We start from the raw sequence: 22,884 nt of genomic DNA on the forward strand, positions 1-22,884 counted from the left end.
GAGCAGCCAGAGAATAAAGCCTCCACAGGGTCGCTTTTATTTTGCAAATCCGCAGGTGTGTATGGAACGCATGTGGGGGTTGACAAACGCGCAATCTTCGCTATGATAAATGAAGACAGAAAAGAAAAAGGAGATACAAGATGAGGCAATCAATCTTATTTTTTGACATTGATGGAACACTTTTAAGCGATAAAACAGGGAAAATTCCGGACAGTGCGTTGGAAGCACTTGCAGAAGCAAAGAAAAATGGGCATTTACTCTTTATTAATACGGGGAGAACGGTCTGTGCGCTTCCGAAAGAGCTTTATCAATTTGAATTTGATGGATACTTGTGTGGGTGCGGATCGTATCTTCTCTTTCATGATGAAGTATTACTGGAAAGTCATATTGAGGAAGCCTGTGGACAAAAATATATTGAGCAGATGCGGGAATGCGGGCTAGATGGTGTTTTGGAAGGAACGGAAGATCTTTATTTTCCGAAAAAAGTCTCGCGGTTTGAAAAATTGGAGCAGGGAAGACACTATTTCGGACAATTGGGTCTGGGAAAGAAGAAGCATATAGAAGAAGGTGGATTTCTTTACGACAAAATTTTTGTGTATGCAGATGAACAAAGTGAAAAGGAGCGTTTTTTTCGTCTGATGGAAGATGCGTTTGCGGTGATCGACCGGGGAGAAAATACATATGAGCTGACACAGAAAGCATTTTCGAAGGCGACGGTATGCGAATTCCTGGTAAAGAAATTCGGTCTGAATAAAGATCAGGTCTATGTATTTGGAGATAGTATGAACGATTTGTCGATGTTTGAATATGCATCACATACGATCGCAATGGGAAATCATGCGCCGGGGCTTGAGCCGTATACAGAATTTGTGACAAAGACAGTGGAAGATGGCGGAATTGCCTGGGCAATGAAGCATTATGGACTGATTTAGAATCCTTCCTTTACTTCAAGGAAGTAGTTGTGTATAATAAGTGAAGACTTAGAGGAAATGGTGGGGAAATTATGAAACATACAGGTGGAACAAGTGGGAATGAGTTCTTAAAGAGAATGGAGACACAGTATGAAAAGTTCAGCAAAGGACAGCGGCTTTTGGCTGATTACATTATAGAGAACTATGACAAGGCTGTTTTTTTGACAGCGGCAAAGCTTGGTGAAGTTGTCGGCGTCAGTGAGTCCACAGTTGTTCGCTTTGCCACGCAGCTTGGGTACAGTGGATATCCGGGCTTCCAGAAAGCGTTGGAAGAACTTGTGAGAAATAAGCTGAATTCGATTCAGCGTATGGAAGTGACTTATGGGAGAATCAGTCAGTCAGAAATTTTAGAGACCGTACTCCAGTCGGATATTGAGAAAATTAAAGTCACACTGACGAATATTGATCAAAGCGCATTTGACCGGGCGGTGGATATTATCCTTCAGGCACGAAAAATTTATGTCATCGGAATCCGAAGTTGTGCACCACTTGCTAATTTCCTGCAGTTTTATTTGAATTTTCTGTTTGATAATGTGATTCTTGTCAATACGAATTGTTCCAGTGAGATTTTTGAACAGCTAATTCGAATCGGACAGGAAGATGCGATCATCGGTATCAGTTTTCCAAGATATTCACAACTGACCCGGAAGGCGCTTTCTTTTTCCAAAAAGCGAGAGGCAAAAGTGATCACACTGACGGATAGTGAACGCTCACCGATGACAGAATATTCAGACTGTAATTTGATTGCGAGAAGTGATATGGCATCGATTGCGGATTCACTTGTAGCGCCGCTCAGCGTGATCAATGCGCTTGTTGTAGCGCTCTGCATGAAGAAACAAAAGGAAATGCGGCGCACACTGGCATTTCTGGAAGAGATCTGGGATGAGAATCAAGTCTACGGAAACGATGAGATCGAGGAGGAAACAACCTTGGGAATAGGAGAAAAATAAGATGAGTAAAGTGTTGATTGTAGGCGGAGGAGCGGCTGGAATGTTTGCTTCTATTTTTGCGGCGCGAAATGGGAATGAAGTACATGTCTTTGAGAAAAATGAAAAACTCGGAAAAAAATTATTCATTACCGGGAAAGGACGCTGTAATATTACAAATGCCGGGGATATGGAAAATCTGTTTGAAAACGTTGTGAGCAACCGGAAATTTTTATATAGTAGCTTTTATAGTTATACAAATGAGGATGTCATTTCATTTTTTGAAACGCTTGGAGTTCCTACCAAAATTGAGCGCGGCAATCGTGTATTTCCGGTGTCAGATCATTCCTCGGATGTAATCGGAGCGCTTTCCGGCGAAATGAAGCGCGCTGGTGTCAAAGTGCATCTTTATACAAAGGTGTCAAAAATTTTAACAGAGAATGGCAGATTTTCCGGGTTAGAGTTTGCAGATGGCGCGTGCGTTCAGGGAGATGCCTGCGTGATTGCGACAGGAGGATTTTCTTATCAGACGACGGGATCTAACGGAGATGGATATCGATTCGCAGAGGAGCTGGGGCATACAGTGACTGATATCTACCCATCCTTAGTTCCTCTGGCAATTGAGGAAGAATTTGTAAAGGAGCTGCAGGGGTTGTCACTGAAAAATGTAGAGGCGGCAATTTATGATGGGAAAAAGAAATTGTATCAGGATTTCGGAGAAATGCTGTTTACCCACTATGGGGTAAGCGGTCCGCTGATTTTAAGCGGCAGCAGCCATATTGCAAAGAAAGCAGGAGAGAAGAAACTGAAGCTTGTCATCGATCTCAAACCAGCATTGACGGAAGAGCAGCTCGACCAACGTGTGCTTAGGGATTTTGAGCAAAATATTAACAAACAGTTTAAAAATGCAGTGGCAAGGCTGTTTCCGGCAAAACTGATACCGGTGATGATCGAACGGAGTAAGATCAATCCGGAAAAAAAGGTACATGATATTTCGAGGGAAGAGCGGCAGAATTTTGTAAAGCTGATGAAACATTTTGAGATGACAATCTTAGGACTGCGTGGTTACAATGAGGCGATCATTACAAAAGGTGGCGTGAAAGTAAAAGAGGTCGATCCGGGAACAATGGAGTCTAAACTGGTGCCGGGAGTTTATTTCGCAGGAGAAGTGTTAGATCTTGATGCATTGACAGGCGGATATAATCTGCAGATTGCGTGGTCAACTGCATATGCGGCGGGAAGCAGTATAAAATAGCAGGGATAGATGTTGCAAAATTAGTGACGTTGGAAAATAAAAGAGAAAAATTGGCGGGAGACTGCCGGGAAAAGAGGAAATATGGGATATAATATTGCGATAGATGGACCGGCGGGTGCCGGAAAAAGTACGATTGCCAGGAGGGTGGCCAGAAAACTAGGATACATTTATGTGGATACTGGAGCAATGTATCGGGCAATGGCGGTTTATTTTCAGGAGCAGGGGCTTACTCCGGAAGATTTGGAACATATGAAGAAAATATGCGGCGGAGCAGAAATTGTGATTCGCTATGAGAATGAAAGTCAGCAGGTATATTTAAATGGAAAGAACGTTACTGGAAGACTCAGAGAGGAAGCAGTAGGCAGATTCGCATCTGTCGGATCGGCACTTCCGGAGGTGAGGGCGCACCTGCTGGAACTTCAGCGAAAACTGGCAAGAGATTATGACGTTGTGATGGATGGACGTGATATCGGAACGAATATTCTTCCGCATGCAGATGTCAAAATCTATCTTACAGCAAGTGTCAGGACGAGAGCGGAAAGAAGATTCAAAGAACTTCAGGAAGCTGGTCAGACATGCGTTCTTGAAGAGATTGAGAAAGATATTCAGGAGCGTGATGAACGTGATATGACAAGGGAAACCGCTCCGTTGAAGCAGGCGGAGGATGCAGTGCTGATCGACTCTTCTGAGATGACGATCGGAGAAGTCGTGCAGGCAATTTTATCGGTGTGTAAGTAGGAATTGGAAAAGTAATGGAAAGTGAGGCGGCAGATGGAGGTAAATGTTGCAAAGACCGCAGGTTTCTGCTTTGGTGTAAAGCGGGCAGTAGACCAGGTGTATGAGCAGACGGAAAAGGAAAATGGGAAGAAAATCTATACATATGGGCCGATCATTCACAATGAGGAAGTGGTGAAGGATCTCAGGAGTCGAGGAGTGGAAGTGATTCATTCAGAAGAAGAGTTGGCAGCGCTGACAGAGGGGATCGTGATCATCCGTTCTCATGGGGTGCCAAAGAGGATCTATGATCTGCTGGAGGAGAGAAAGCTGCAGTATGTAGATGCAACCTGCCCGTTTGTAAAGAAGATACATAATATTGTAAAGAAGGCAAGTGAGGAAGGAAGTCATGTGATCATCATTGGGAATCCGGAACATCCCGAAGTGCAGGGAATTATGGGTTGGTCACTTTTGCCGGTGACTGTAATTCAAGATGCGGAGGAAGCAGAGCAACTGTCTTTGCCGGAGGAACAAAAGATATGTATTGTATCACAGACGACATTTAATTACAATAAATTCAAAGATTTAGTTGAAATTATCTCCAAAAAGAGGTATGATATAAGTGTTTTAAATACGATTTGTAATGCGACAAAAGAGCGCCAGACAGAAGCAAAAAGCATTGCAAAGGGTGTTGATGCTATGATCGTGATCGGCGATAAGCATAGTTCAAATACCCAGAAATTATTTGAAATATGTAAAAAAGCATGTAACAATACGTACTATATACAGACACTTGACGATTTGGATATGAATCAATTAAGGTCCGTGGAAACAGTAGGTATTACAGCAGGGGCATCCACGCCCAATAAAATAATTGAGGAGGTTCAAAAAAATGTCAGAATTAACTTTTGAACAAATGTTGGAAGAATCATTTAAAACAATACGAAATGGAGAGGTTGTTGAGGGTACTGTAATCGATGTGAAACCGGACGAGATCATCCTGAATATCGGATGTAAAGCAGACGGAATCATTACACGCAGCGAGTATACAAACGAACCAAATGTTGATTTAACAACAGTTGTTTCCGTTGGTGATCCGATGACTGTAAAAGTGCTGAAGGTAAATGACGGAGAAGGTCAAGTGCTGTTGACTTATAAGAGACTTGCAGCAGAAAAAGGAAACGAGAGATTAAGAGAAGCTTACGAGAATAAAGAAGTGTTAAAAGCAACAGTAGCACAGATTTTAGGTGGAGGATTAAGTGTTGTTGTTGACGAAGCAAGAGTATTTATTCCTGCAAGCCTTGTATCAGATTCTTATGAAAAAGATTTGAGCAAATACGAAGGACAGGAAATTGAATTTGTAATCAGCGAATTCAATCCAAGAAGAAATCGTGTGATCGGCGATAGAAGACAGCTTCTCGTAGCAGAGAAAGCAGAGCTTCAGAAAGAGTTGTTTGCTAAATTAAAAGTAGGCGATACAGTAGAAGGAACTGTGAAAAATGTAACAGATTTTGGTGCATTTATCGATCTTGGAGGAGTAGATGGTCTTCTTCATATCTCAGAGATGTCTTGGGGAAGAGTAGAAAATCCAAAGAAAGTATTCCAGGTAGGAGATCAGGTGAAAGTTCTTGTAAAAGATATCAACGATACAAAGATTGCACTCAGCCTGAAATTCCCAGAATCTAATCCATGGGCAAATGCTTCTGAAAAATATGCTGTAGGAGCAGATGTAACAGGAAAAGTTGCAAGAATGACAGATTTTGGAGCATTCGTTGAACTTGCACCAGGTGTAGATGCACTTCTTCATGTATCTCAGATTTCAAAAGCTCATGTAGAAAAACCTTCTGATGTATTATCTGTTGGACAGGAGATTGTTGCAAGAGTTGTTGACTTAAATGAAGCTGAGAAGAAAATCAGCCTTAGCATGAAAGCATTAGAGCCAGAGACAGAGGCAGCAGAAACTACAGAAGAATAATCAAAAGCTGAATAGTAATATTAAATCATTGCCACATTAGGAGAGTTCTCCTAATGTGGTTTTTTGTGTTTTCCCCCTGCCAATCATTTGTCTTCACTTTCACAAAGATGTTAAAAAAACGACAAGCTGTTTGCAAAAATATACAAGAAAAATGGGAAATTCAATAGAAAAATCTTTGGTTTTTTTGTATGATATATATAAATTATAAGAAAGAAGGAGAAAAAATGGGATTGTTGACGTTTAAAGGCGGGATTCACCCGGACGATGGCAAGAAGCTGTCGAAAGACAAACCGATCGTGGAAGCCAAACCGGGCAAAGAACTGGTCTATCCGCTTTCACAGCATATCGGAGCACCGGCGAATCCAATCGTAGAAATAGGGGCAAGAGTACTCCGGGGAGAAAAAATTGCTGAGGCAGGTGGATTTGTATCTGCGCCAATTTATTCTTCCGTGTCGGGAACGGTCAAGGCGATCGCTCCAAATTTTACATCTACGGGTGCAAAAGTGAACAGTATCATAATTGAAAATGATGAACAGTATGAAGAGGCGAAGTGGAGAGAAGTGATTCCACTTGAGCAGATGAAAAAAGAAGAAATCTTAAATTGTATTGCGGAGGCAGGAATTGTCGGCATGGGAGGAGCAGGCTTTCCTACCAGAGTAAAATTGTCACCGAAAGAACCGGAGAAAATAGAATATATTATCGCAAACTGTGCAGAGTGTGAGCCATATATCACAGCAGATTATCGCCGGATGCTTGAGACACCAGAGAAGTTAGTTGGCGGGATGAAAGTTGTTCTGCAGTTGTTTGAGAATGCAAAAGGTATCTTTGGAATCGAGGATAATAAGCCGGACTGCATTGAAAAGTTAAAAGAACTGACGAAAGATGAACCGAGGATGGAAGTGAAAGTTCTCCAGACAAAATACCCGCAGGGAGCAGAACGACAATTGATCTATGCGACGACAAAGCGTGCGATCAATTCTTCTATGTTGCCGGCAGATGCAGGCTGTATTGTGGATAATGTGGAGACATTGATTGCGATTTACGAGGCGGTTATTTCCGGAAAGCCACTCTATGAAAGAGTTGTCACTGTCAGCGGAGATGCGGTCAAAGAACCTGGCAATTTTCTTGCTCCTTGCGGCATGAGCCAGATGGAACTTATCGAGATGGCAGGTGGATTTGAAGGCGTGCCGGAGAAAGTGATCTCAGGTGGACCGATGATGGGGTTTGCAATGTTTTCCACAGAAGTACCTGTGACAAAAACTTCTTCTGCAATCCTTGGATTTTCTAAGGATGAAGTGAAAAAGCATGAGCCAAGTGCGTGTATCAACTGCGGACGCTGTGTGGATGCCTGTCCAAGCAGGATCGTTCCGTCGCGACTGGCAGATTTTGCTGAACGGCATGACGAAGAGTCGTTCCTGAAATGGGAGGGGCTGGAGTGTGTGGAATGTGGTTCCTGCAGTTATGTCTGTCCGGCAAAGAGACACTTGAAGCAGGCAATTGGTTCTATGAGGAAGATTGCTCTGGCAAATAAGAAGAAATAGGGAGAGACATATGAACGAGACATTTAATATATCATCTTCGCCGCATATACGCGCAAAGGTCACGACAGGAAATATTATGTTCCTTGTCCTGATCGCGTTAATGCCGACGACACTTTTTGGAATTTATAATTTTGGCGTACAGGCACTTGGAATCGTGTTTCTGACAGTTGCTTCTGCAGTAGCAACAGAGTATCTTTTTGAGCGGTTCATGGGGAAGAAGATCACGATTGCTGATGGAAGTGCAGCGGTCACAGGTCTGCTTCTGGCATTAAACCTTCCGCCGACAGCGCCGTGGTGGATGTGCGTGCTTGGGGCAGTGTTTGCGATTTTAGTAGTCAAGCAGCTGTTTGGTGGACTTGGACAGAATTTTATGAATCCGGCACTTGCTGCGAGGTGCTTTCTTTTGATTTCCTTTACAGGGAGAATGACAACATTTGTCTATGACGGGGTGTCAGGCGCCACACCGCTTGCCCAGCTAAAAACAGGTGAGAGTGTCAATACCATGGACATGCTGATTGGAAATATTGCGGGAACGATCGGTGAAACATCTGTGATCGCAATTATGATCGGTGCGATGTTCCTTCTGTTTATGGGAGTGATCGATCTTCGGATTCCGGGGACATATCTGATCACTTTTATTGTGATGATCGTATTGTTTAGTGGAAAAGGATTCGACTTGAACTACCTTACAGCACAGTTGTGTGGAGGTGGTTTGATGCTTGGTGCATGGTTCATGGCGACAGATTATGTGACGGCACCGATCACAAAGAAAGGGCAGATTTTGTATGGTGTCTGTCTGGGAGTGCTGACGGGGTTATTCCGTCTGCTTGGAAGATCTGCAGAGGGAGTTTCTTATGCAATCATTATCAGTAATCTGCTTGTCCCATTGATTGAAAGAGTAACCCGCCCACGTCCATTCGGGAAGGGAGGAGAGAGATAATGAATCAGAAGATTATAAAAAATACATTGATCCTGACTGCGATCACATTGATATCCGGTCTGCTTCTCGGATTTGTCTATGAGATTACAAAAGAGCCGATTGCTGCCAGCAGAGAAAATCGAAAGCAGGAGGCATATCATACTGTGTTTCAAGAGGCAGAAACCTTTCAGACATTTGAAGCATTTGAGGAAAAAGAGGCAGAAGAAATTTTAAGAAATGCAGGGGTTAGTGGCTGCTATGTCAATGAAGCGGCATTGGCCCTTGACAGCGGGGAAAATGCAATTGGCAGTGTGGTAACAGCTACATCCAAAGAAGGATATGGCGGAGAAATCAAAGTGTCTGTCGGGATTACACTGGATGGCACTGTGACAGGAATCGAACTGTTATCAATCAGTGAAACTGCCGGTCTTGGAATGAATGCACAGGAACCGGAATTTAAGGAACAGTTTCAAGATGTCAATACAGATCATTTTGAGGTTGTAAAAGGAGATGGTGGCAAAGAGGGTAAGATCGATGCATTAAGCGGAGCAACGATCACAACCGATGCGGTTACCAATGCGGTCAATGCCGCAGTTGCCTATTACCATGGAGCAATGGAAGGAGGAAGTGTCAATGAATAAGTGTACGGAACGACTTTTTAACGGACTGATCAAGGAGAACCCGACATTTGTGCTGATGCTTGGAATGTGTCCGACACTTGCGGTGACGACTTCTGCAATCAACGGACTCGGGATGGGACTGACAACAACGGTTGTCCTTGTAATGTCAAACATGTTGATCTCCATGCTGCGAAAGATTATCCCGGACAGTGCGCGTGTACCGTCTTTTATTGTGATCGTGGCATCGTTTGTCACAATGGTGCAGTTTTTGTTGGAAGGGTTTATTCCAAGTCTTTACGATTCGCTTGGACTTTATATTCCGCTGATTGTTGTAAACTGTATTATTCTTGGACGTGCTGAGAGCTATGCTTCCAAAAATCCGGTGCTTCCGTCTATCTTTGATGGACTTGGGATGGGACTTGGCTTTACAGTAGGTCTGACAGCAATCGGAATGGTCCGTGAGATTATCGGAAGCGGGAAGATTTTTGGATGGAAGATCATGCCGGCCTCGTATGAACCAATCACGATCTTTGTGCTTGCTCCAGGGGCATTTTTTGTGCTTGCCTGTCTTGTGGCGGTTCAGAACAAAGTGAAAGCGGCAAAGGCGAAAGGCGGACAGCAGGAGGCGGCTAGTGGCTGTGATGGCAGCTGTGCATCCTGTGGAAACGGAAGTTGTGGAAAAGCAGTGTTTTCGGTAGAGAAGCAGGAGGGAAAGTAAATGGAAGAACTATTATTGATTGCAGTCGGTGCAGCGCTTGTAAATAATGTTGTTCTCAGCCAGTTTTTAGGTCTTTGTCCGTTCCTCGGCGTATCTAAAAAGGTGGAGACGGCAGCAGGAATGGGAGGAGCAGTTATTTTCGTGTTGACGATCTCTTCCTTTATCACAAGCCTGATTTACAAATTTATTCTTGCAAACGATGCAATTTTAAATGGAAGACTTGTCTATCTTCAGACGATTGTGTTTATTCTTGTCATCGCTGCACTTGTGCAGTTTGTGGAGATGTTGTTAAAGAAAATGATGCCTCCGCTTTACAACGCGCTTGGGGTGTACTTGCCATTGATTACGACAAACTGTGCGGTACTTGGAGTTGCTCTGAAAAACGTGCAGAAGGATTATGGAATTTTAGCCAGTGTTGTGAATGGGTTTGCAACGGCGGTAGGATTTACGATCGCCATTGTCATCATGGCAGGAATTCGGGAGAAGACAGAACATAATGATGTGCCGGAATCTTTTCGGGGAATGCCGATTGTGCTTGTGACAGCAGGCTTGATGGCGATTGCATTCTTTGGATTTTCCGGACTGAATTTATAGGCAGGAGGAAAGACGATGAGTATTACAGGAATTATATTTGCTGCCCTGATCGTGGGAGGAGTCGGCCTGTTCATTGGTGTATTCCTCGGAGTTGCGGGACAGAAATTTGCAGTGGAAGTTGATGAGCGTGAAACAAAAGTATGTGATGCGCTTCCGGGCAATAATTGCGGCGGCTGCGGATATGCAGGATGCTCCGGACTTGCTGCCGCGATCGTAAAAGGAGAGGCGGAAATCTCTGCCTGTCCAGTCGGCGGCGCTCCGGTAGCGGAAAAAATCGGAGAGATTATGGGAGTTGCAGCAGGAGAACAGAAGCGGATGACTGCATTTGTCAAATGTGCGGGGACTTGTGGGAAAGCAAAGCAGGATTATGCGTACACGGGAATCGAGGACTGCGTGATGATGGCGCATATGCAGAATGGTGGTCCAAAATCCTGTGATTACGGATGTTGTGGATTTGGCACTTGTGTAAAAGCCTGTCCGTTTGATGCGATTCACATTGTAGACGGAGTTGCGGTAGTAGATAAAGAAGCATGCAAAGCATGTGGAAAATGTATCAAAGCATGTCCGAAAAATCTGATCGAGCTTGTACCGTATGAGGCAAAGCATCTTGTACAGTGCAGTTCTAAGGAAAAGGGAAAAGACGTGATGGCTGTATGCAGCACGGGATGCATTGGCTGTCGGATGTGTCAGAAAGTCTGCCCGGCAGATGCAATCGTTGTGGAGAATAATCTTGCGTGGATCGACCCGGAGAAGTGTACGAACTGTGGAGCATGTGCTGAAAAATGTCCGAAAAAGATCATTCTGTAAAAGAGTTTGTGAAAAAGATAGCTGCACGGATCAGGAAGGATTTGTTCCAGTACCGGACAGCATTGTTTGCAGTAGCAGGATATTTTCTTTTTATGCATGTAGGCTGCAATGCGGGCTGTCCGAGTGTCTGTCTGACGGGATTTCCGTGTCCTGCCTGTGGTCTGACACGAGCTGCCAGGCTCTTGTTTTGCGCAAAGTTTGCTGAGGCATATCGGATGAATCCGATGATTTATCCGATGATCCTTTTTCTGTGTGCGTTTTTCTTTTATCGCTATATTCTTGGAAGAAAACTGCCGCATGTGGCAGCATGGGGTGCAGTTCTCCTTATTGCATGTATTGTAATTTATATTTACCGGATGCTGACACAATTTCCGGGAGAAGCTCCGATGGGATATTATCGAGAGAATCTTTTATACAAAATATTGGACAGAATATATAGAAGATAGAAAAATGCAAAAAAATAATTGTGCAAAACATAAAAATATGCTAGAATCAAAAAATAGAAATGTACTTGAATTTCAGATTAGAAGGATATAGCGTATGTTCAAAATAATTTGAAAGAGAGAACGAGGAGGATTTTAGTATGGATGAAAAATTCAGTAATATGCCAGAGCAGGATCAGAATGCAGAGGCAGCAGACAATTCTTATCAGCAGACGATGAACTATGGATATTATAGTGATGGTTCTCAGAATGGTTCTGGCGAGAACAATGGAGCATATCAGCAGAACTATAATCAGAATTATAATATGAACTATAATCAAGGATACCAGCAGAATTATAGTGGGAATTCCGGAAAGAAACCCTTAGATGCACCATTATCTATGGGTGAGTGGTTGCTTACTATTCTGGCAGGATTAGTTCCTTGCGTAGGAATTGTTCTCTATTTTATTTGGGCATTTGGTGCCAATACAAATATCAACCGGAAAAATTATAGCCGCGCGATGTTGATCGTGATGGCAGTTGTCATTGTACTTTATACATTATTCTTTGTTGTGTTCGGAATTGCAATGTCAAATGCACTTTATTATTAATTAGCGTCAGATCTCTCAGACATAGACGAATTTTTGAAGTCTATGTCTGGGAGATTTTTTATATAGGGAACATCTATGGAATCCTGTGCAGTAGAAAACACGTTTCGCATGAGAATACGATATTGCAGACTGATACAATTCACATGAAATCGAACATGTGGTTGCATCCGATCATTGGTTGTGATAGAATGAGTAGTACCGAAATGAATGGACAGAAAAGATCAGAGAGGAATCGTGATAGGATGAAAAAGAATGACTGGATCCTGGCAGGAACTGTTTTGATCGCTGCACTTTTCTTTCTGGTGGGGAATTGTTTCACGGAAAGAAGAGGAAAGGATGCAGAAAAATATTTGAGAATAAAAGTAGACGGAGAAGTTTTTCGGGAAGTCAGTCTGGAGGAAGATGCGGAGATTACAATTGGAGAACATAACCGGGTAAAAATTCAGGATGGGCAAGTGGAGATGATCTGGGCAGATTGTCCGGATCAGATTTGTGCTGCACATCCGAAGATTTCAAAGAATCGTGAGAGTATTATCTGTCTTCCGAACAAGGTGATTTTGGAGATTGTAGACAGAGCGGATGAAGGAAGTAAGGAAAATGATGCAGTTGCAGGATAGAAATCAGAAGCATCGGAAGGACTGGGGCAGACAATCAGCTTATTTTGGGATGTTTCTGGCGTTGTCATTGATTTTTAGTTATGTGGAAACTTTGATTCCGATTTCTTTCGGAATCCCGGGCATCAAGCTTGGACTGGCGAATATTGTCACAGTGACAGCGCTTTACTATGCCGGGACGAAGGAGGCCTTTGTGTTGGCGATTCTTCGAAATATTTTGACAGGCTTTCTGTTTGGGAATCTGTTTGCTATTTTTTATAGTATTGCCGGAAGTTGTTTTAGTATTTTAATTATGCATCTTTTGAAGAAGAGAGGAAGCTTCAGTGTGATAGGTGTCAGTATTGCCGGTGGAGTGTTTCATAATATCGGACAGCTTCTTGTTGCAATGCTGGTGGTGGAAAGTTTGAGTATTTCCTATTATATGCCGGTGCTGTTGACAGCCGGAATACTCACCGGAGCAGTGATCGGGCTACTCGTACAGAGATTACAGCGATATTTACAGAAAGGACAGACGAGATGATTTCATATATTAAAGGAGAACTGGCTGCGGTCGGTGAAGAACAGGTCGTAGTAGAAGTGCAGGGGATTGGATATGGGATCTTCATGCCGGGGCAGGCAATGACGATGTTGCCTCCGATAGGGAGTGAAGTAAAGATCCATACTTATCTGAACGTGCGTGAGGATGCCATGCAGTTGTTTGGGTTTCTGACAAAAGATGATTTAAAAGTTTTTCGGCTTTTGATCGGAGTGAATGGAATTGGGCCGAAAGGAGGCTTGAATATTTTATCGAAGATGACACCAGATGACTTGCGGTTTGCGGTGCTGGCAGGGGATGTTAAAGCAATCTCAGCGGCTCCGGGAATCGGAAAGAAGACGGCTGAGAAGCTGATCATCGAACTAAAAGACAAGCTGAACATTGATGATGTATTGACAAAAGAAGAGGAAGTGATGTCAGTCCCATCAGGAGGAGCGGATATGCAGTCGGAAGCGGTGCAGGCGCTTGTGGCACTTGGCTATGGCAGTGCAGAAAGCCTGAAGGCGGTCAAGAAAGTTCCGATGACAAAGACGATGACTGTAGAAGAACTATTGAAACAATCGTTAAAATTTATGGTATTTTAAAGGACAAGGACAGATATGGCAAAGAGAATTATTACAACAGAGAATCTGGAAGAAGATGTAAAGATTGAAAGTCATTTAAGACCGACTCTCCTAAAAGATTATATTGGGCAGGAGAAGGCGAAAGAGACGCTGAAGATTTATATTGAGGCTGCAAAGGCAAGAGGAGAATCTCTGGATCATGTGTTGTTCTATGGTCCTCCGGGACTTGGGAAGACGACTCTTGCCGGAATCATTGCAAATGAGATGGAAGTCAATGTAAAGATCACGTCTGGTCCGGCGATTGAAAAACCCGGGGAGATGGCAGCAATTTTAAATAATCTCCAAGAAGGAGATGTTTTGTTTGTGGATGAGATCCATCGTCTGAACAGACAGGTAGAGGAGGTACTCTACCCGGCGATGGAAGATTATGTGATCGACATTATGATCGGAAAAGGGGCGGGGGCACGTTCCATCCGCCTAGATCTTCCTCATTTTACATTGGTTGGAGCGACAACGCGGGCAGGGATGCTTACGGCGCCGCTGCGGGATCGTTTTGGAGTTGTACAAAGATTGGAATTTTACACAGAAGAAGAGTTGCGGACGATCATCATGCGCTCGGCGGATGTACTTGGCGTGGAGATTGATGCAAAAGGTGCATTAGAGCTTGCAAAGCGTTCCAGGGGAACCCCGCGTCTGGCGAATCGTCTGTTAAAGCGGGTGAGAGATTTCGCGCAGGTCAAGTACGATGGACGGATTACGGAAGAAGTGGCAAATTATGCGCTGGATCTTTTGGATGTGGATCGTTATGGGCTTGATCATGTGGATCGGAATCTTTTGCTTGCAATGATCGAGAAGTTTCAGGGAGGACCGGTTGGACTGGAAACACTTGCGGCATCGATCGGTGAGGATTCGGGTACTATCGAGGATGTCTGCGAGCCATACCTTTTAAAAAATGGATTCATCCAGAGAACACCGAGAGGAAGGATTGTCACGGACAAGGCATATGCACATTTGGGAATTTCCTATAAAAATCAGTAAAAATAGTTGTTTTTCTGGAAATATGGTTTATAATGGAGAAGAAGATTGTAAAGCATAAGGAGGTTTTCCATGGCTTCGGGAAAGAATTATACAGAAGTTTTGATAGGTGGAAAAGTTTTCACACTCGGCGGATTTGAGAGTGAAGAATATCTTCAGAAAGTATCCACTTATTTGAATCATAAAATTGCAGAATGTACCAGCAGCGAGAACTATCGCAGACAAAGCGCAGAACTTAGAAGTATTCTTCTGTCGTTGAACATTGCGGACGATTACTTTAAGGCGAAGCAGCTGGGCAATACATTTGAAGAAGATATTGAAAAGAAGAACAAAGAGATGTACGATCTGAAGCATGAGCTGATCACGGAGCAGATCAAGCTTGAGAATCTACAGAAAGTGATGGAAGATCTGAAGGAAGAGAATAGAGCCTTGCAGATGAAGATTGTTAAACTGGAAACTGAAATGAACACAAGAAACAAATAGGCTGTCATCTGACAGCCTTTTTTAAAGGATAGAAAAATGAAAAAAATAGAAATATTGGCACCGGCAGGATCCTATGAAAGTTTGGAGGCAGCTGTTTTAGCAGGAGCAGATGCGGTCTATGTCGGAGGAAATAAATTTGGTGCGCGGGCATTCGCAAATAATTTTTCAGAGGAGCAGATGTTGGAGGCGATTGATTTTGTCCACCTGCACGACCGAAAGATTTATATGACTGTGAATACGCTTTTAAAAGAAAAAGAAATTGAAAATGAACTGTATCAGTATATTGAGCCGTATTACAGGCAGGGGCTGGATGCAGTAATCGTACAGGATTTGGGTGTGCTGTCATTTCTGCGGCAGCATTTCCCGGATTTGCCTATTCATGCAAGCACGCAGATGACTGTGACAAATGTGCTTGGAGCAAAATTTCTCGAGGAGCAGGGGGTGGAGCGGGTTGTCACTTCCAGGGAACTCCAGCTTGAGGAAGTGAGGGAGATTACGGAACAGACAAATCTGGAAGTGGAAAGTTTCGTACATGGAGCACTCTGCTATTGCTATTCAGGGCAGTGTCTGTACAGCAGTATGATCGGAGGAAGGAGCGGGAACAGGGGGCAGTGTGCCCAGCCTTGCCGTCTGCCTTATAAGGTTGGCAAAAGTGGGAAAGAGTCTTATGTTCTGAGCCTTAAAGATATCTGTACGCTTGATTACATTCCGGAGTTGTGTGAGGCGGGAATTTATTCTTTTAAAATTGAAGGAAGAATGAAAAAACCAGAATATGTGGCGGCTGTTACTGCGATGTACCGCAAATATGCGGATCTTTATCTGACACAGGGAAAGAAAAGGTTTGCTGTATCCCGCAAGGATAAAGAGATGCTGATGGATATTTATAACCGCGGAGGGTTTCACGGGGGATATTATCACACGAGAAATGGAAGAGAAATGATCTCGCTGTCCAGACCGAATCATGCAGGTGTGGAAGCTGTGAAAGTGTTAAAACAGCAAGGAAAACAAGTGACTGCCAAAGCACTTCGTCCATTGGAAAAAGGAGATGTTCTGGAGATGCCAGACAAAAAAGAGACGTATACAGTTGGACAGGCGGTGGCAGAAGGACAGAAAATTTCCTTTGTGACACATAAGCATCAGAGAATCAGTGACGGGATGTCATTGTATCGTACGCGGAATGAAAAATTGCTCTCACAGATAAAAAACGACATTTTTAGAGAAAAAGTGCAGGAAAAAATTAAGGGGAATTTAATTCTTTCTCCGGGAAAATCTGCTATACTACAATTACAGTGGAAACAGATTGCTGTGGAAGTCGAAGGAGCTGTGGCAGAAATCCCGCAGAATTCTCCGTTGGATGTTTCGCGGATTGAAAAGCAGATGAAAAAGACAGGAAATACGCCATTTCAATTTGAAGAGATTCAGGTTTGTGTGAAAGAAGAGGTCTTTCTTCCAATGCAGCAGTTAAATGAGCTGCGAAGAAAAGGGCTGGAGGCTTTGGAAGCAAAGATTGTGTCACAGTATAGAAGAAGCGGTTCAGAAGAAGTGGAGAAAGAAAAAAGGGGAAGAGAAGCAAAGATACTGGATACTGGAAGAAGTCTGCATTTGCAACCAGAAGCAGCAACAGCAGAGATGTATGCATATGCGGAACAGGGATGTCAGCTGGAGCCGATTGCCGAGGCTTCCTGGATTTCCAGGGTATATATTGACTGTAACATGTTTCCGGGAATCTTACAATCTGCCAAGATGAATGAGGCTATTAGTTTTTTGCACGAAAAAGGGAAAACAGTATTTCTTGCAATGCCTCATATTTTCAGAGATAGGACAAGAAAGCGCTATGAGAAAAATTATGGGAAGCTTGAGGAGCAGTTTGACGGTGTGCTCGTTCGAAATATGGAATCCGTTCAGTTTTTACGAGAGCATTCTTATGAAAAGACAATTGTGGCGGATCATCATATCTATCAGTTTAATCACTATGCAAAGGAATTTTGGGAAAAATATGTGTCAGAACTTTCGGCACCGTTGGAATTAAATTGCCATGAACTCTCGGAGCTGGGATGCGAAGGGATGGAACTGTTGATTTATGGATATCTGCCGATGATGGTGTCTGCCCAGTGCGTGCAGAAGACAACGGCGGGCTGTGTACATCAGACGGGATTTCTTACTATGAAAGACCGCTGTCAGAAGTCATTCCAGGTAAAAAACTGTTGCGAAGAGTGTTACAATATCATTTATAACACTGCGCCGGTTGTATTGATTGACCAAAAGAGGGAGATTGAAAGGCTGTCCCCGGCAGCACTTAGACTTGCATTTACTTTGGAAGATGAGCAAAGGACAAGGCAGATGCTTGCACTTTATCAGGAAGTATTTCTGAACAAAGCAGAAATTGGAGAACTTCCGTTTGAATTTACAAGAGGACATTTTAAAAGGGGTATAAAGTAGGTGAAACATTGGTAAATATTATAGTTGAATTTTCAAAATATCTGTTGATTGTTCTGATGACAGTATATACGTATTCTTGTTTTTCTGTATTTCGTTATGAATACGAGGAGGACAGGCAGCAGATTCTATTAAGACAGAATAAGCTGATGTTTTCCATTCAGTTGATTGCATATGGGGTCATGTATCTGAAGACCGGAAAGACAGAGATTATATTTTTCTATTTGGCGCAGGTGATTTTGTTTCTTGCGGTGATCGCGCTGTATACGATTCTTTATCCGAACGTATCAAGAGTCGTAATCAACAACATGTGTATGCTTTTATCAATCGGTTTTATTATGATTTTGCGCTTGAATACAGAGAAGGCAATCAAACAGTTTATTTTTGTTGGAATCTCGATGATAATAAGTCTGATCGTTCCGGTTGTCATACGAAAGATGAAGTCGTTGGCGGAATGGACTTATATTTATGCAGGTGTAGGTCTTGCGGCACTTGCACTTGTTGCAGTATTTGCGGTGACATCCGGCGGGGCAAAACTTGGGTTTTCTGTTGCAGGGATCAGTATCCAGCCGTCGGAGTTTGTAAAGATCTCGTTTGTATTTTTTGTGGCGGCGAGTCTTCGGAAATCGACAGATTTTAAAAATGTAGTGATCACGACGGCAATTGCCGCGGCACACGTGCTGATTCTTGTGGCATCGACAGATCTGGGAGCTGCTCTGATTTTGTTTGTTGTGTACCTGATCATGCTTTATGTGGCGACAAAGCAACCGCTTTATCTGGCTGGAGGAATGCTGGCGGGAAGTGGTGCGGCAGTGATCGCTTATCATTTGTTCCGGCATATCAAGGTTCGTGTATCTGTCTGGAAAGATCCGTTTGCAACTTATGAAACCGGAGGATTCCAGGTGGCGCAGTCGCTGTTTGCAATCGGGACCGGAGGGTGGTTAGGCATGGGACTTTGTCAGGGATCTCCGGAGAGTATACCGGTAGCAGCAGAAGATTTTATTTTTTCTGCAATCGTGGAAGAACTGGGATTGATTTTTGGACTATGCTTGATCCTTGTTTGTGTAAGTTGCTATATTATGTTTTTGAATATTGCCATGCAGCTGCGCAACCGATTCTATAAGCTTGTAGCATTAGGGCTTGGTACCTGCTATATCTTTCAGGTATTTCTAACGATCGGCGGTGTGACAAAATTTATCCCATCTACCGGGGTGACACTTCCGCTTGTCAGTTACGGAGGAAGCTCTATCTTAAGTACACTGATCATGTTTGCGATTATTCAGGGACTGTATATTTTAAGAGAAGATGAGGAAGAGATCATTGAGAGAAAGAAAGCAAGACAATTACGAGATGAGAGAAGACGGGAAGCGTTCCAAAAGGAAACGAGAAAAAGAAAGACAAAAAAAGAAGAAGGCTACAAACAAAGAATTCGCTAGAGTGACCTACTTGTTTGTCACATTGTTTCTTGTTCTGATGGGATATATTGTATATTTTAATGTGGTGAAGAGTGAAAAAATTATTAATAGTCCGTATAATACAAGACAGGATACATTTTCTGACCGTGTTGTGAGAGGTTCGATCCTTGACCGAAATGGAGAGGTACTGGCAAAAACGGAAGTGGCAGAAGATGGAAGTGAGATGCGTACCTATCCGTATGGCGAAGTATTTGCCCATGTAGTCGGTTATGATGTCAACGGAAAGAGCGGACTGGAATCTGCAGAAAATTTTGATCTTCTGACTTCCAATGCTTTTTTTGTAGAGCGGATTATCAAAGAATTTCAGGCGAAAAAAAATACCGGGGACAGTGTTGTTACAACACTGGATGCAAAACTGCAGACAACAGCATACAATGCATTGGGAGATGAAAAAGGTGCGGTTGTTGTCATGGAGGCGGATACCGGGAAAATATTGGCGATGGTTTCCAAGCCGTCCTTTGATCCAAACAGTGTTGAAGACAACTGGGAATATTTAAACGCGGACAATGAGCAGAGTCCTCTTTTAAACCGTGCCATGCAGGGAGCTTATGCTCCGGGTTCAATCTTCAAGATAGTAACAGCGCTGGAATATATCCGGGAGCAGCCGGCCTATGGTGCATATACATATGATTGCTATGGGGAAATTACTTATGATGGTACTACGATCCCGTGCTTTAATCATATCGCACATGGATTTCAGGATTTGAATACTTCTTTTGCCAATTCATGTAACTCCTCATTTGCAAATATTGGATTGAGTCTTGACAGAAAATCCTATGCAAAGACATGTAAACAGCTGCTCTTTAATTCTAAGTTGCCATCGGTGTTGGATTACCGGAAGAGTGATTTTTCTTTAGAGGAAACATCGACAAGCGCGGAAGTGATGATGACTGCGATGGGACAGGGAGATACACAGGTCAGTCCATATCATATGGCACTGATCACATCGGCGGTGGCAAATGGTGGAAAACTGATGAAGCCTTATCTTGTGAGTGAAGTGACGAATTATACCGGAACACCGGTGAAAAAGAACAAACCTTCCGTTTATAAGGAATTGATGACAGCGGAAGAGGCATCCATTCTGACACAGTATATGACATCGGTTGTGACACAGGGAACCGGAATGGAGCTTTCTGGAGAAAGTTACAGTGTTGCCGGGAAGACAGGGACTGCAGAATATGGTTCCGACGGTCAGAGTCATTCCTGGTTTGTCGGGTTTACAAATGTGGAGGATCCGGAACTTGTCGTCAGTGTGATCGTAGAAGGAAATGAGATGCAAACCGGTGGAAGGGCGATTCCGGTTGCAAAAGCTATTATGAATGCGTATTATTATGAATAAGGGCAGTGCATTTTGGAAAAAAGATGAAAAGAGATAAAGAAGGCGGACAGATGAATATTTATAGGAATCTCTATGTCGGGGAATCTATCAAAGGAAAAGAAAAATCAATTTTACGGAAAATAAAGTATAGAAGGCCACAACTTCAAGCATATGTGATTGTGCTTTCCCAAAAAGAAGGAGAACAGCTGGAAATTTATCATGCAGCAATGCTTCTTCAACCGCTCTATTTTGAGAAGGATTCATGGATCGTTGGAATTGCGGCAAGTGAATGGGAAGCATATGAGCTTGTGAGAAAAATCGCAGAGGAAGTGCATGAGGCCACAAAGACACTTGAGATGAAAAAATATATTCAGGAAAGGATCTGACAGGTAAAGTTATGCTGCATATTTTGTTGCTGATTTTAAAATGGATAGGGATTGTACTGGCGGTTTTTTTGCTCTTAGTATTGTTACTCATTAATTTGGGACTATTTGTTCCCGTTCGGTACCGTGCAGATGCATCCTGTCAAAATGATATAGAGACACTGGAAGCAGAGTTTGAACTTTCTTGGATGTGGAAATTATTTTTTTTGACTGCCTGCTGGAAAAAAGGGAAAGCAGATATGAAAATCAGAATCGGTTGGAAATATCTGTTCTCGGAAGAAAAAGAAGGAAAGTCGGAAGAAAAAATCGAAGTTCCAGAAGAAAAAGAAGAAAATGATCTTCAGAAAGAAAAAGAGGAACAGAAATTTTTAAAGGAGCAGAAAGAGAGTCTGCCACCGGAGAAAACAAATCGTTCTCTGCCTGAAAATAACGTGCAAGAGCAGGCGGAGAAAAGAGAGTGTCATCAGGAGAAAACGGAATCTGGGATAGACAAAGAAGAGGAAGAAAAGGAAAGTTTCACAGCTGATCGGCGAAAAGCAGGCGGCAGAAAGAAAAAGCCTCTTTGGGACCGTATGAAAGAGAAAATTTCTGAGTGGATAGAAAGCTGCAAAAGTTTTTGGAGAAAGATTCTTGCAATGAGAAGAAATTTTCGAGGAAAAAAGGAACAAATCGAAAGCTTTCTCACAGATGCTTCTCATCGCAGGGCATTTTGCAGTCTGAAGCGGGAAGTGCGAAGGTTTCTTGGACATGTCTCTCCGAAAGATGTTAAGATTGTAGGAAAAATTGGTCTGGAAGATCCGTATATGACCGGACAGGCGCTGGCAGTGCTTGGTATGCTGTTCCCGTTTTTGGGGGAGAATACAGTTATTGTACCGGATTTTGAGAATAAAGTATTAGAGGGTTCTGTCCATATAGAGGGCAAAATCCATAATTTCCGGATGCTAGCCATTCTGTGGAGATTGATCAAAGACCGAGATGTAAGAAAAATCATCATAGATATCAAAAAATTAAAATGGTAGGAGGAAAATGTGATGGCAGAGAACAAATTTAGTGGAACAGTAGAAGCTCTTTTTCATGGAATGGACAGTGTCCTTTCTTCGAAGACGGTGGTAGGTGAGGCGATTCATATTGGAGACACGATCATCCTGCCTCTGGTGGAGGTTTCCTTTGGTGTTGGAGCAGGAGCTTTTGCAGGTGAACAGAAAGACAGAGCGGGAGGAGGTCTTGGTGGAAAGATGTCACCGAGTGCAGTTCTTGTTATTCAGAATGGTACAACAAGACTTGTGAACATTAAAAATCAGGATACTATCACAAAAATTCTTGATATGGTTCCAGAGGTTATTGACCGCTTTAGCTCCAAGGGCGAGAAGACAGTGACAGAAAAAGAAGTAAATGAAATGCTGAGTGAAGCGGAAGCAGATAAGAACGGACAGGCATAAGAACAGAAAGCCTGCATAAACTGGAAGTAAAGAAAGTGTTTGAAACGGGGGACATAGATGAAACGTGTTGCGGGATTTGCGCTGTTTTTTGTGGCGATCGGGATGTTGATTACAATGTTCCTTGAAAATACTTTCTGGACAGTGATGCTGATACTGATCTGTATTCTGGCAGGATATTTGCTGTTTAGCTGCTGATAGGAAAACAGGGAGAAGTTCTCTCTGTTTTTTTTCTTTTCGTGAAATTGGCTTTCGAACAGAAAAAGAGCCTGTATCTTATCATTTATCAAAACGATAAGATACAGGCTCTTTTTTAAGGCTGATTAAGCACGTTCAACTTTGCCAGATTTTAAGCAAGAAGTACAAACATACATTTTTTTAGAACCGCCTTCTGTTTTAACTCTTACTGATTTTACATTTGATTTCCACATTTTTGGTGTTTTTCTATTAGAGTGACTTACGTTATTTCCGAAGTGAGCACCCTTTTCACAAATAGCACATTTAGCCATAATTGCACCTCCTAACGATCTTAA

General features: G+C 42.9%; 27 protein-coding genes. 26 read left to right on the plus strand and 1 reads right to left on the minus strand.

Going from position 1 to position 22,884, the window contains the following annotated elements:
- Positions 1–140: 140 nt before the first annotated feature.
- The 26 genes from ACESPO_RS00210 to ACESPO_RS00335 all read left to right on the plus strand — a co-directional run bounded on the left by ACESPO_RS00210 (position 141) and on the right by ACESPO_RS00335 (position 22,549).
- A complete protein-coding gene (locus tag ACESPO_RS00210) occupies positions 141–932 on the plus strand; it encodes a Cof-type HAD-IIB family hydrolase (protein ID WP_499788313.1) in 792 nt (263 codons plus the stop codon).
- A 71-nt stretch (positions 933–1,003) separates the two neighbouring features.
- Complete coding sequence (locus tag ACESPO_RS00215; RefSeq protein WP_008975279.1) at positions 1,004–1,921, plus strand: MurR/RpiR family transcriptional regulator; 918 nt, start codon at positions 1,004–1,006, stop codon at positions 1,919–1,921.
- A gap of 1 nt (position 1,922) precedes the next feature.
- Positions 1,923–3,152, plus strand: coding sequence for a BaiN/RdsA family NAD(P)/FAD-dependent oxidoreductase (locus ACESPO_RS00220; RefSeq protein ID WP_119987298.1), 1,230 nt, complete (start codon positions 1,923–1,925; stop codon positions 3,150–3,152).
- 81 nt (positions 3,153–3,233) lie between these two features.
- The gene (cmk, locus tag ACESPO_RS00225; protein WP_119987295.1) at positions 3,234–3,890 is read left to right on the plus strand and encodes a (d)CMP kinase; all 657 of its coding nucleotides are present in this window, start codon (positions 3,234–3,236) and stop codon (positions 3,888–3,890) included.
- 33 nt (positions 3,891–3,923) lie between these two features.
- Positions 3,924–4,778 carry a 4-hydroxy-3-methylbut-2-enyl diphosphate reductase gene (gene ispH, locus ACESPO_RS00230; RefSeq protein WP_009262061.1) on the plus strand — a complete coding sequence of 285 codons (855 nt, stop codon included), beginning with the start codon at positions 3,924–3,926 and terminating at the stop codon, positions 4,776–4,778.
- Positions 4,759–5,841: a 30S ribosomal protein S1 gene (gene rpsA, locus ACESPO_RS00235; RefSeq protein ID WP_008975283.1), complete on the plus strand. Its 1,083-nt coding sequence runs from the start codon at positions 4,759–4,761 to the stop codon at positions 5,839–5,841. Before ispH ends, rpsA begins: the two co-directional genes overlap by 20 nt.
- Before the next feature lie 224 nt (positions 5,842–6,065).
- Positions 6,066–7,382, plus strand: coding sequence for an electron transport complex subunit RsxC (gene rsxC / locus ACESPO_RS00240; RefSeq protein WP_117576664.1), 1,317 nt, complete (start codon positions 6,066–6,068; stop codon positions 7,380–7,382).
- A 10-nt stretch (positions 7,383–7,392) separates the two neighbouring features.
- Positions 7,393–8,322 carry an RnfABCDGE type electron transport complex subunit D gene (locus ACESPO_RS00245; RefSeq protein ID WP_009262059.1) on the plus strand — a complete coding sequence of 310 codons (930 nt, stop codon included), beginning with the start codon at positions 7,393–7,395 and terminating at the stop codon, positions 8,320–8,322.
- Positions 8,322–8,942 (plus strand): RnfABCDGE type electron transport complex subunit G, encoded by a 621-nt coding sequence (locus ACESPO_RS00250; protein WP_016438540.1) that lies wholly within the window; start codon positions 8,322–8,324, stop codon positions 8,940–8,942. Before ACESPO_RS00245 ends, ACESPO_RS00250 begins: the two co-directional genes overlap by 1 nt.
- Positions 8,935–9,639 carry an electron transport complex subunit RsxE gene (gene rsxE / locus ACESPO_RS00255; RefSeq protein WP_116442309.1) on the plus strand — a complete coding sequence of 235 codons (705 nt, stop codon included), beginning with the start codon at positions 8,935–8,937 and terminating at the stop codon, positions 9,637–9,639. The genes ACESPO_RS00250 and rsxE overlap by 8 nt, the downstream gene beginning before the upstream one ends.
- Positions 9,640–10,233, plus strand: coding sequence for an electron transport complex protein RnfA (locus tag ACESPO_RS00260; RefSeq protein ID WP_008975288.1), 594 nt, complete (start codon positions 9,640–9,642; stop codon positions 10,231–10,233).
- A gap of 15 nt (positions 10,234–10,248) precedes the next feature.
- A complete protein-coding gene (gene rnfB / locus ACESPO_RS00265) occupies positions 10,249–11,040 on the plus strand; it encodes an RnfABCDGE type electron transport complex subunit B (RefSeq protein ID WP_016438541.1) in 792 nt (263 codons plus the stop codon).
- Positions 11,016–11,486, plus strand: a complete 471-nt coding sequence (locus ACESPO_RS00270; protein ID WP_119987280.1) for a DUF2752 domain-containing protein — start codon at positions 11,016–11,018, stop codon at positions 11,484–11,486. Before rnfB ends, ACESPO_RS00270 begins: the two co-directional genes overlap by 25 nt.
- 137 nt (positions 11,487–11,623) lie before the next feature.
- Complete coding sequence (locus ACESPO_RS00275; RefSeq protein WP_009262053.1) at positions 11,624–12,073, plus strand: hypothetical protein; 450 nt, start codon at positions 11,624–11,626, stop codon at positions 12,071–12,073.
- A 242-nt stretch (positions 12,074–12,315) separates the two neighbouring features.
- Positions 12,316–12,690 (plus strand): NusG domain II-containing protein, encoded by a 375-nt coding sequence (locus tag ACESPO_RS00280; RefSeq protein ID WP_009262050.1) that lies wholly within the window; start codon positions 12,316–12,318, stop codon positions 12,688–12,690.
- Positions 12,671–13,207 carry a Gx transporter family protein gene (locus ACESPO_RS00285; protein ID WP_016438544.1) on the plus strand — a complete coding sequence of 179 codons (537 nt, stop codon included), beginning with the start codon at positions 12,671–12,673 and terminating at the stop codon, positions 13,205–13,207. Before ACESPO_RS00280 ends, ACESPO_RS00285 begins: the two co-directional genes overlap by 20 nt.
- Positions 13,204–13,806 (plus strand): Holliday junction branch migration protein RuvA, encoded by a 603-nt coding sequence (gene ruvA, locus ACESPO_RS00290; protein ID WP_009262048.1) that lies wholly within the window; start codon positions 13,204–13,206, stop codon positions 13,804–13,806. Before ACESPO_RS00285 ends, ruvA begins: the two co-directional genes overlap by 4 nt.
- Positions 13,807–13,821: 15 nt before the next feature.
- Positions 13,822–14,823: a Holliday junction branch migration DNA helicase RuvB gene (gene ruvB / locus ACESPO_RS00295; protein ID WP_009262047.1), complete on the plus strand. Its 1,002-nt coding sequence runs from the start codon at positions 13,822–13,824 to the stop codon at positions 14,821–14,823.
- A gap of 69 nt (positions 14,824–14,892) precedes the next feature.
- Positions 14,893–15,303: a cell division protein ZapA gene (locus ACESPO_RS00300; RefSeq protein WP_008975296.1), complete on the plus strand. Its 411-nt coding sequence runs from the start codon at positions 14,893–14,895 to the stop codon at positions 15,301–15,303.
- 36 nt (positions 15,304–15,339) lie between these two features.
- Complete coding sequence (locus tag ACESPO_RS00305) at positions 15,340–17,742, plus strand: U32 family peptidase (RefSeq protein WP_120090806.1); 2,403 nt, start codon at positions 15,340–15,342, stop codon at positions 17,740–17,742.
- 8 nt (positions 17,743–17,750) lie between these two features.
- Positions 17,751–19,175, plus strand: coding sequence for an FtsW/RodA/SpoVE family cell cycle protein (locus ACESPO_RS00310; protein WP_016440629.1), 1,425 nt, complete (start codon positions 17,751–17,753; stop codon positions 19,173–19,175).
- Entirely contained in the window at positions 19,060–20,553 is a 1,494-nt protein-coding gene (locus ACESPO_RS00315) for a peptidoglycan D,D-transpeptidase FtsI family protein (protein ID WP_330639726.1), read from the plus strand. The genes ACESPO_RS00310 and ACESPO_RS00315 overlap by 116 nt, the downstream gene beginning before the upstream one ends.
- Before the next feature lie 23 nt (positions 20,554–20,576).
- Positions 20,577–20,918 carry a hypothetical protein gene (locus ACESPO_RS00320; RefSeq protein ID WP_270602338.1) on the plus strand — a complete coding sequence of 114 codons (342 nt, stop codon included), beginning with the start codon at positions 20,577–20,579 and terminating at the stop codon, positions 20,916–20,918.
- 11 nt (positions 20,919–20,929) lie between these two features.
- Entirely contained in the window at positions 20,930–21,934 is a 1,005-nt protein-coding gene (locus tag ACESPO_RS00325) for a DUF2953 domain-containing protein (protein WP_119987271.1), read from the plus strand.
- 12 nt (positions 21,935–21,946) lie between these two features.
- Positions 21,947–22,354 (plus strand): GerW family sporulation protein, encoded by a 408-nt coding sequence (locus ACESPO_RS00330; protein WP_119987268.1) that lies wholly within the window; start codon positions 21,947–21,949, stop codon positions 22,352–22,354.
- A 57-nt stretch (positions 22,355–22,411) separates the two neighbouring features.
- Positions 22,412–22,549: a hypothetical protein gene (locus ACESPO_RS00335; RefSeq protein ID WP_008975305.1), complete on the plus strand. Its 138-nt coding sequence runs from the start codon at positions 22,412–22,414 to the stop codon at positions 22,547–22,549.
- 125 nt (positions 22,550–22,674) lie between these two features.
- Here ACESPO_RS00335 and rpmB read toward each other — a convergent pair whose 3' ends face one another.
- Positions 22,675–22,860, minus strand: coding sequence for a 50S ribosomal protein L28 (gene rpmB, locus ACESPO_RS00340; protein ID WP_008975306.1), 186 nt, complete (start codon positions 22,858–22,860; stop codon positions 22,675–22,677).
- Positions 22,861–22,884: the final 24 nt, after the last annotated feature.

The organism is Coprococcus sp. HPP0074 (assembly GCF_964238105.1).
GTDB lineage: Bacteria > Bacillota > Clostridia > Lachnospirales > Lachnospiraceae > Faecalimonas > Faecalimonas umbilicata.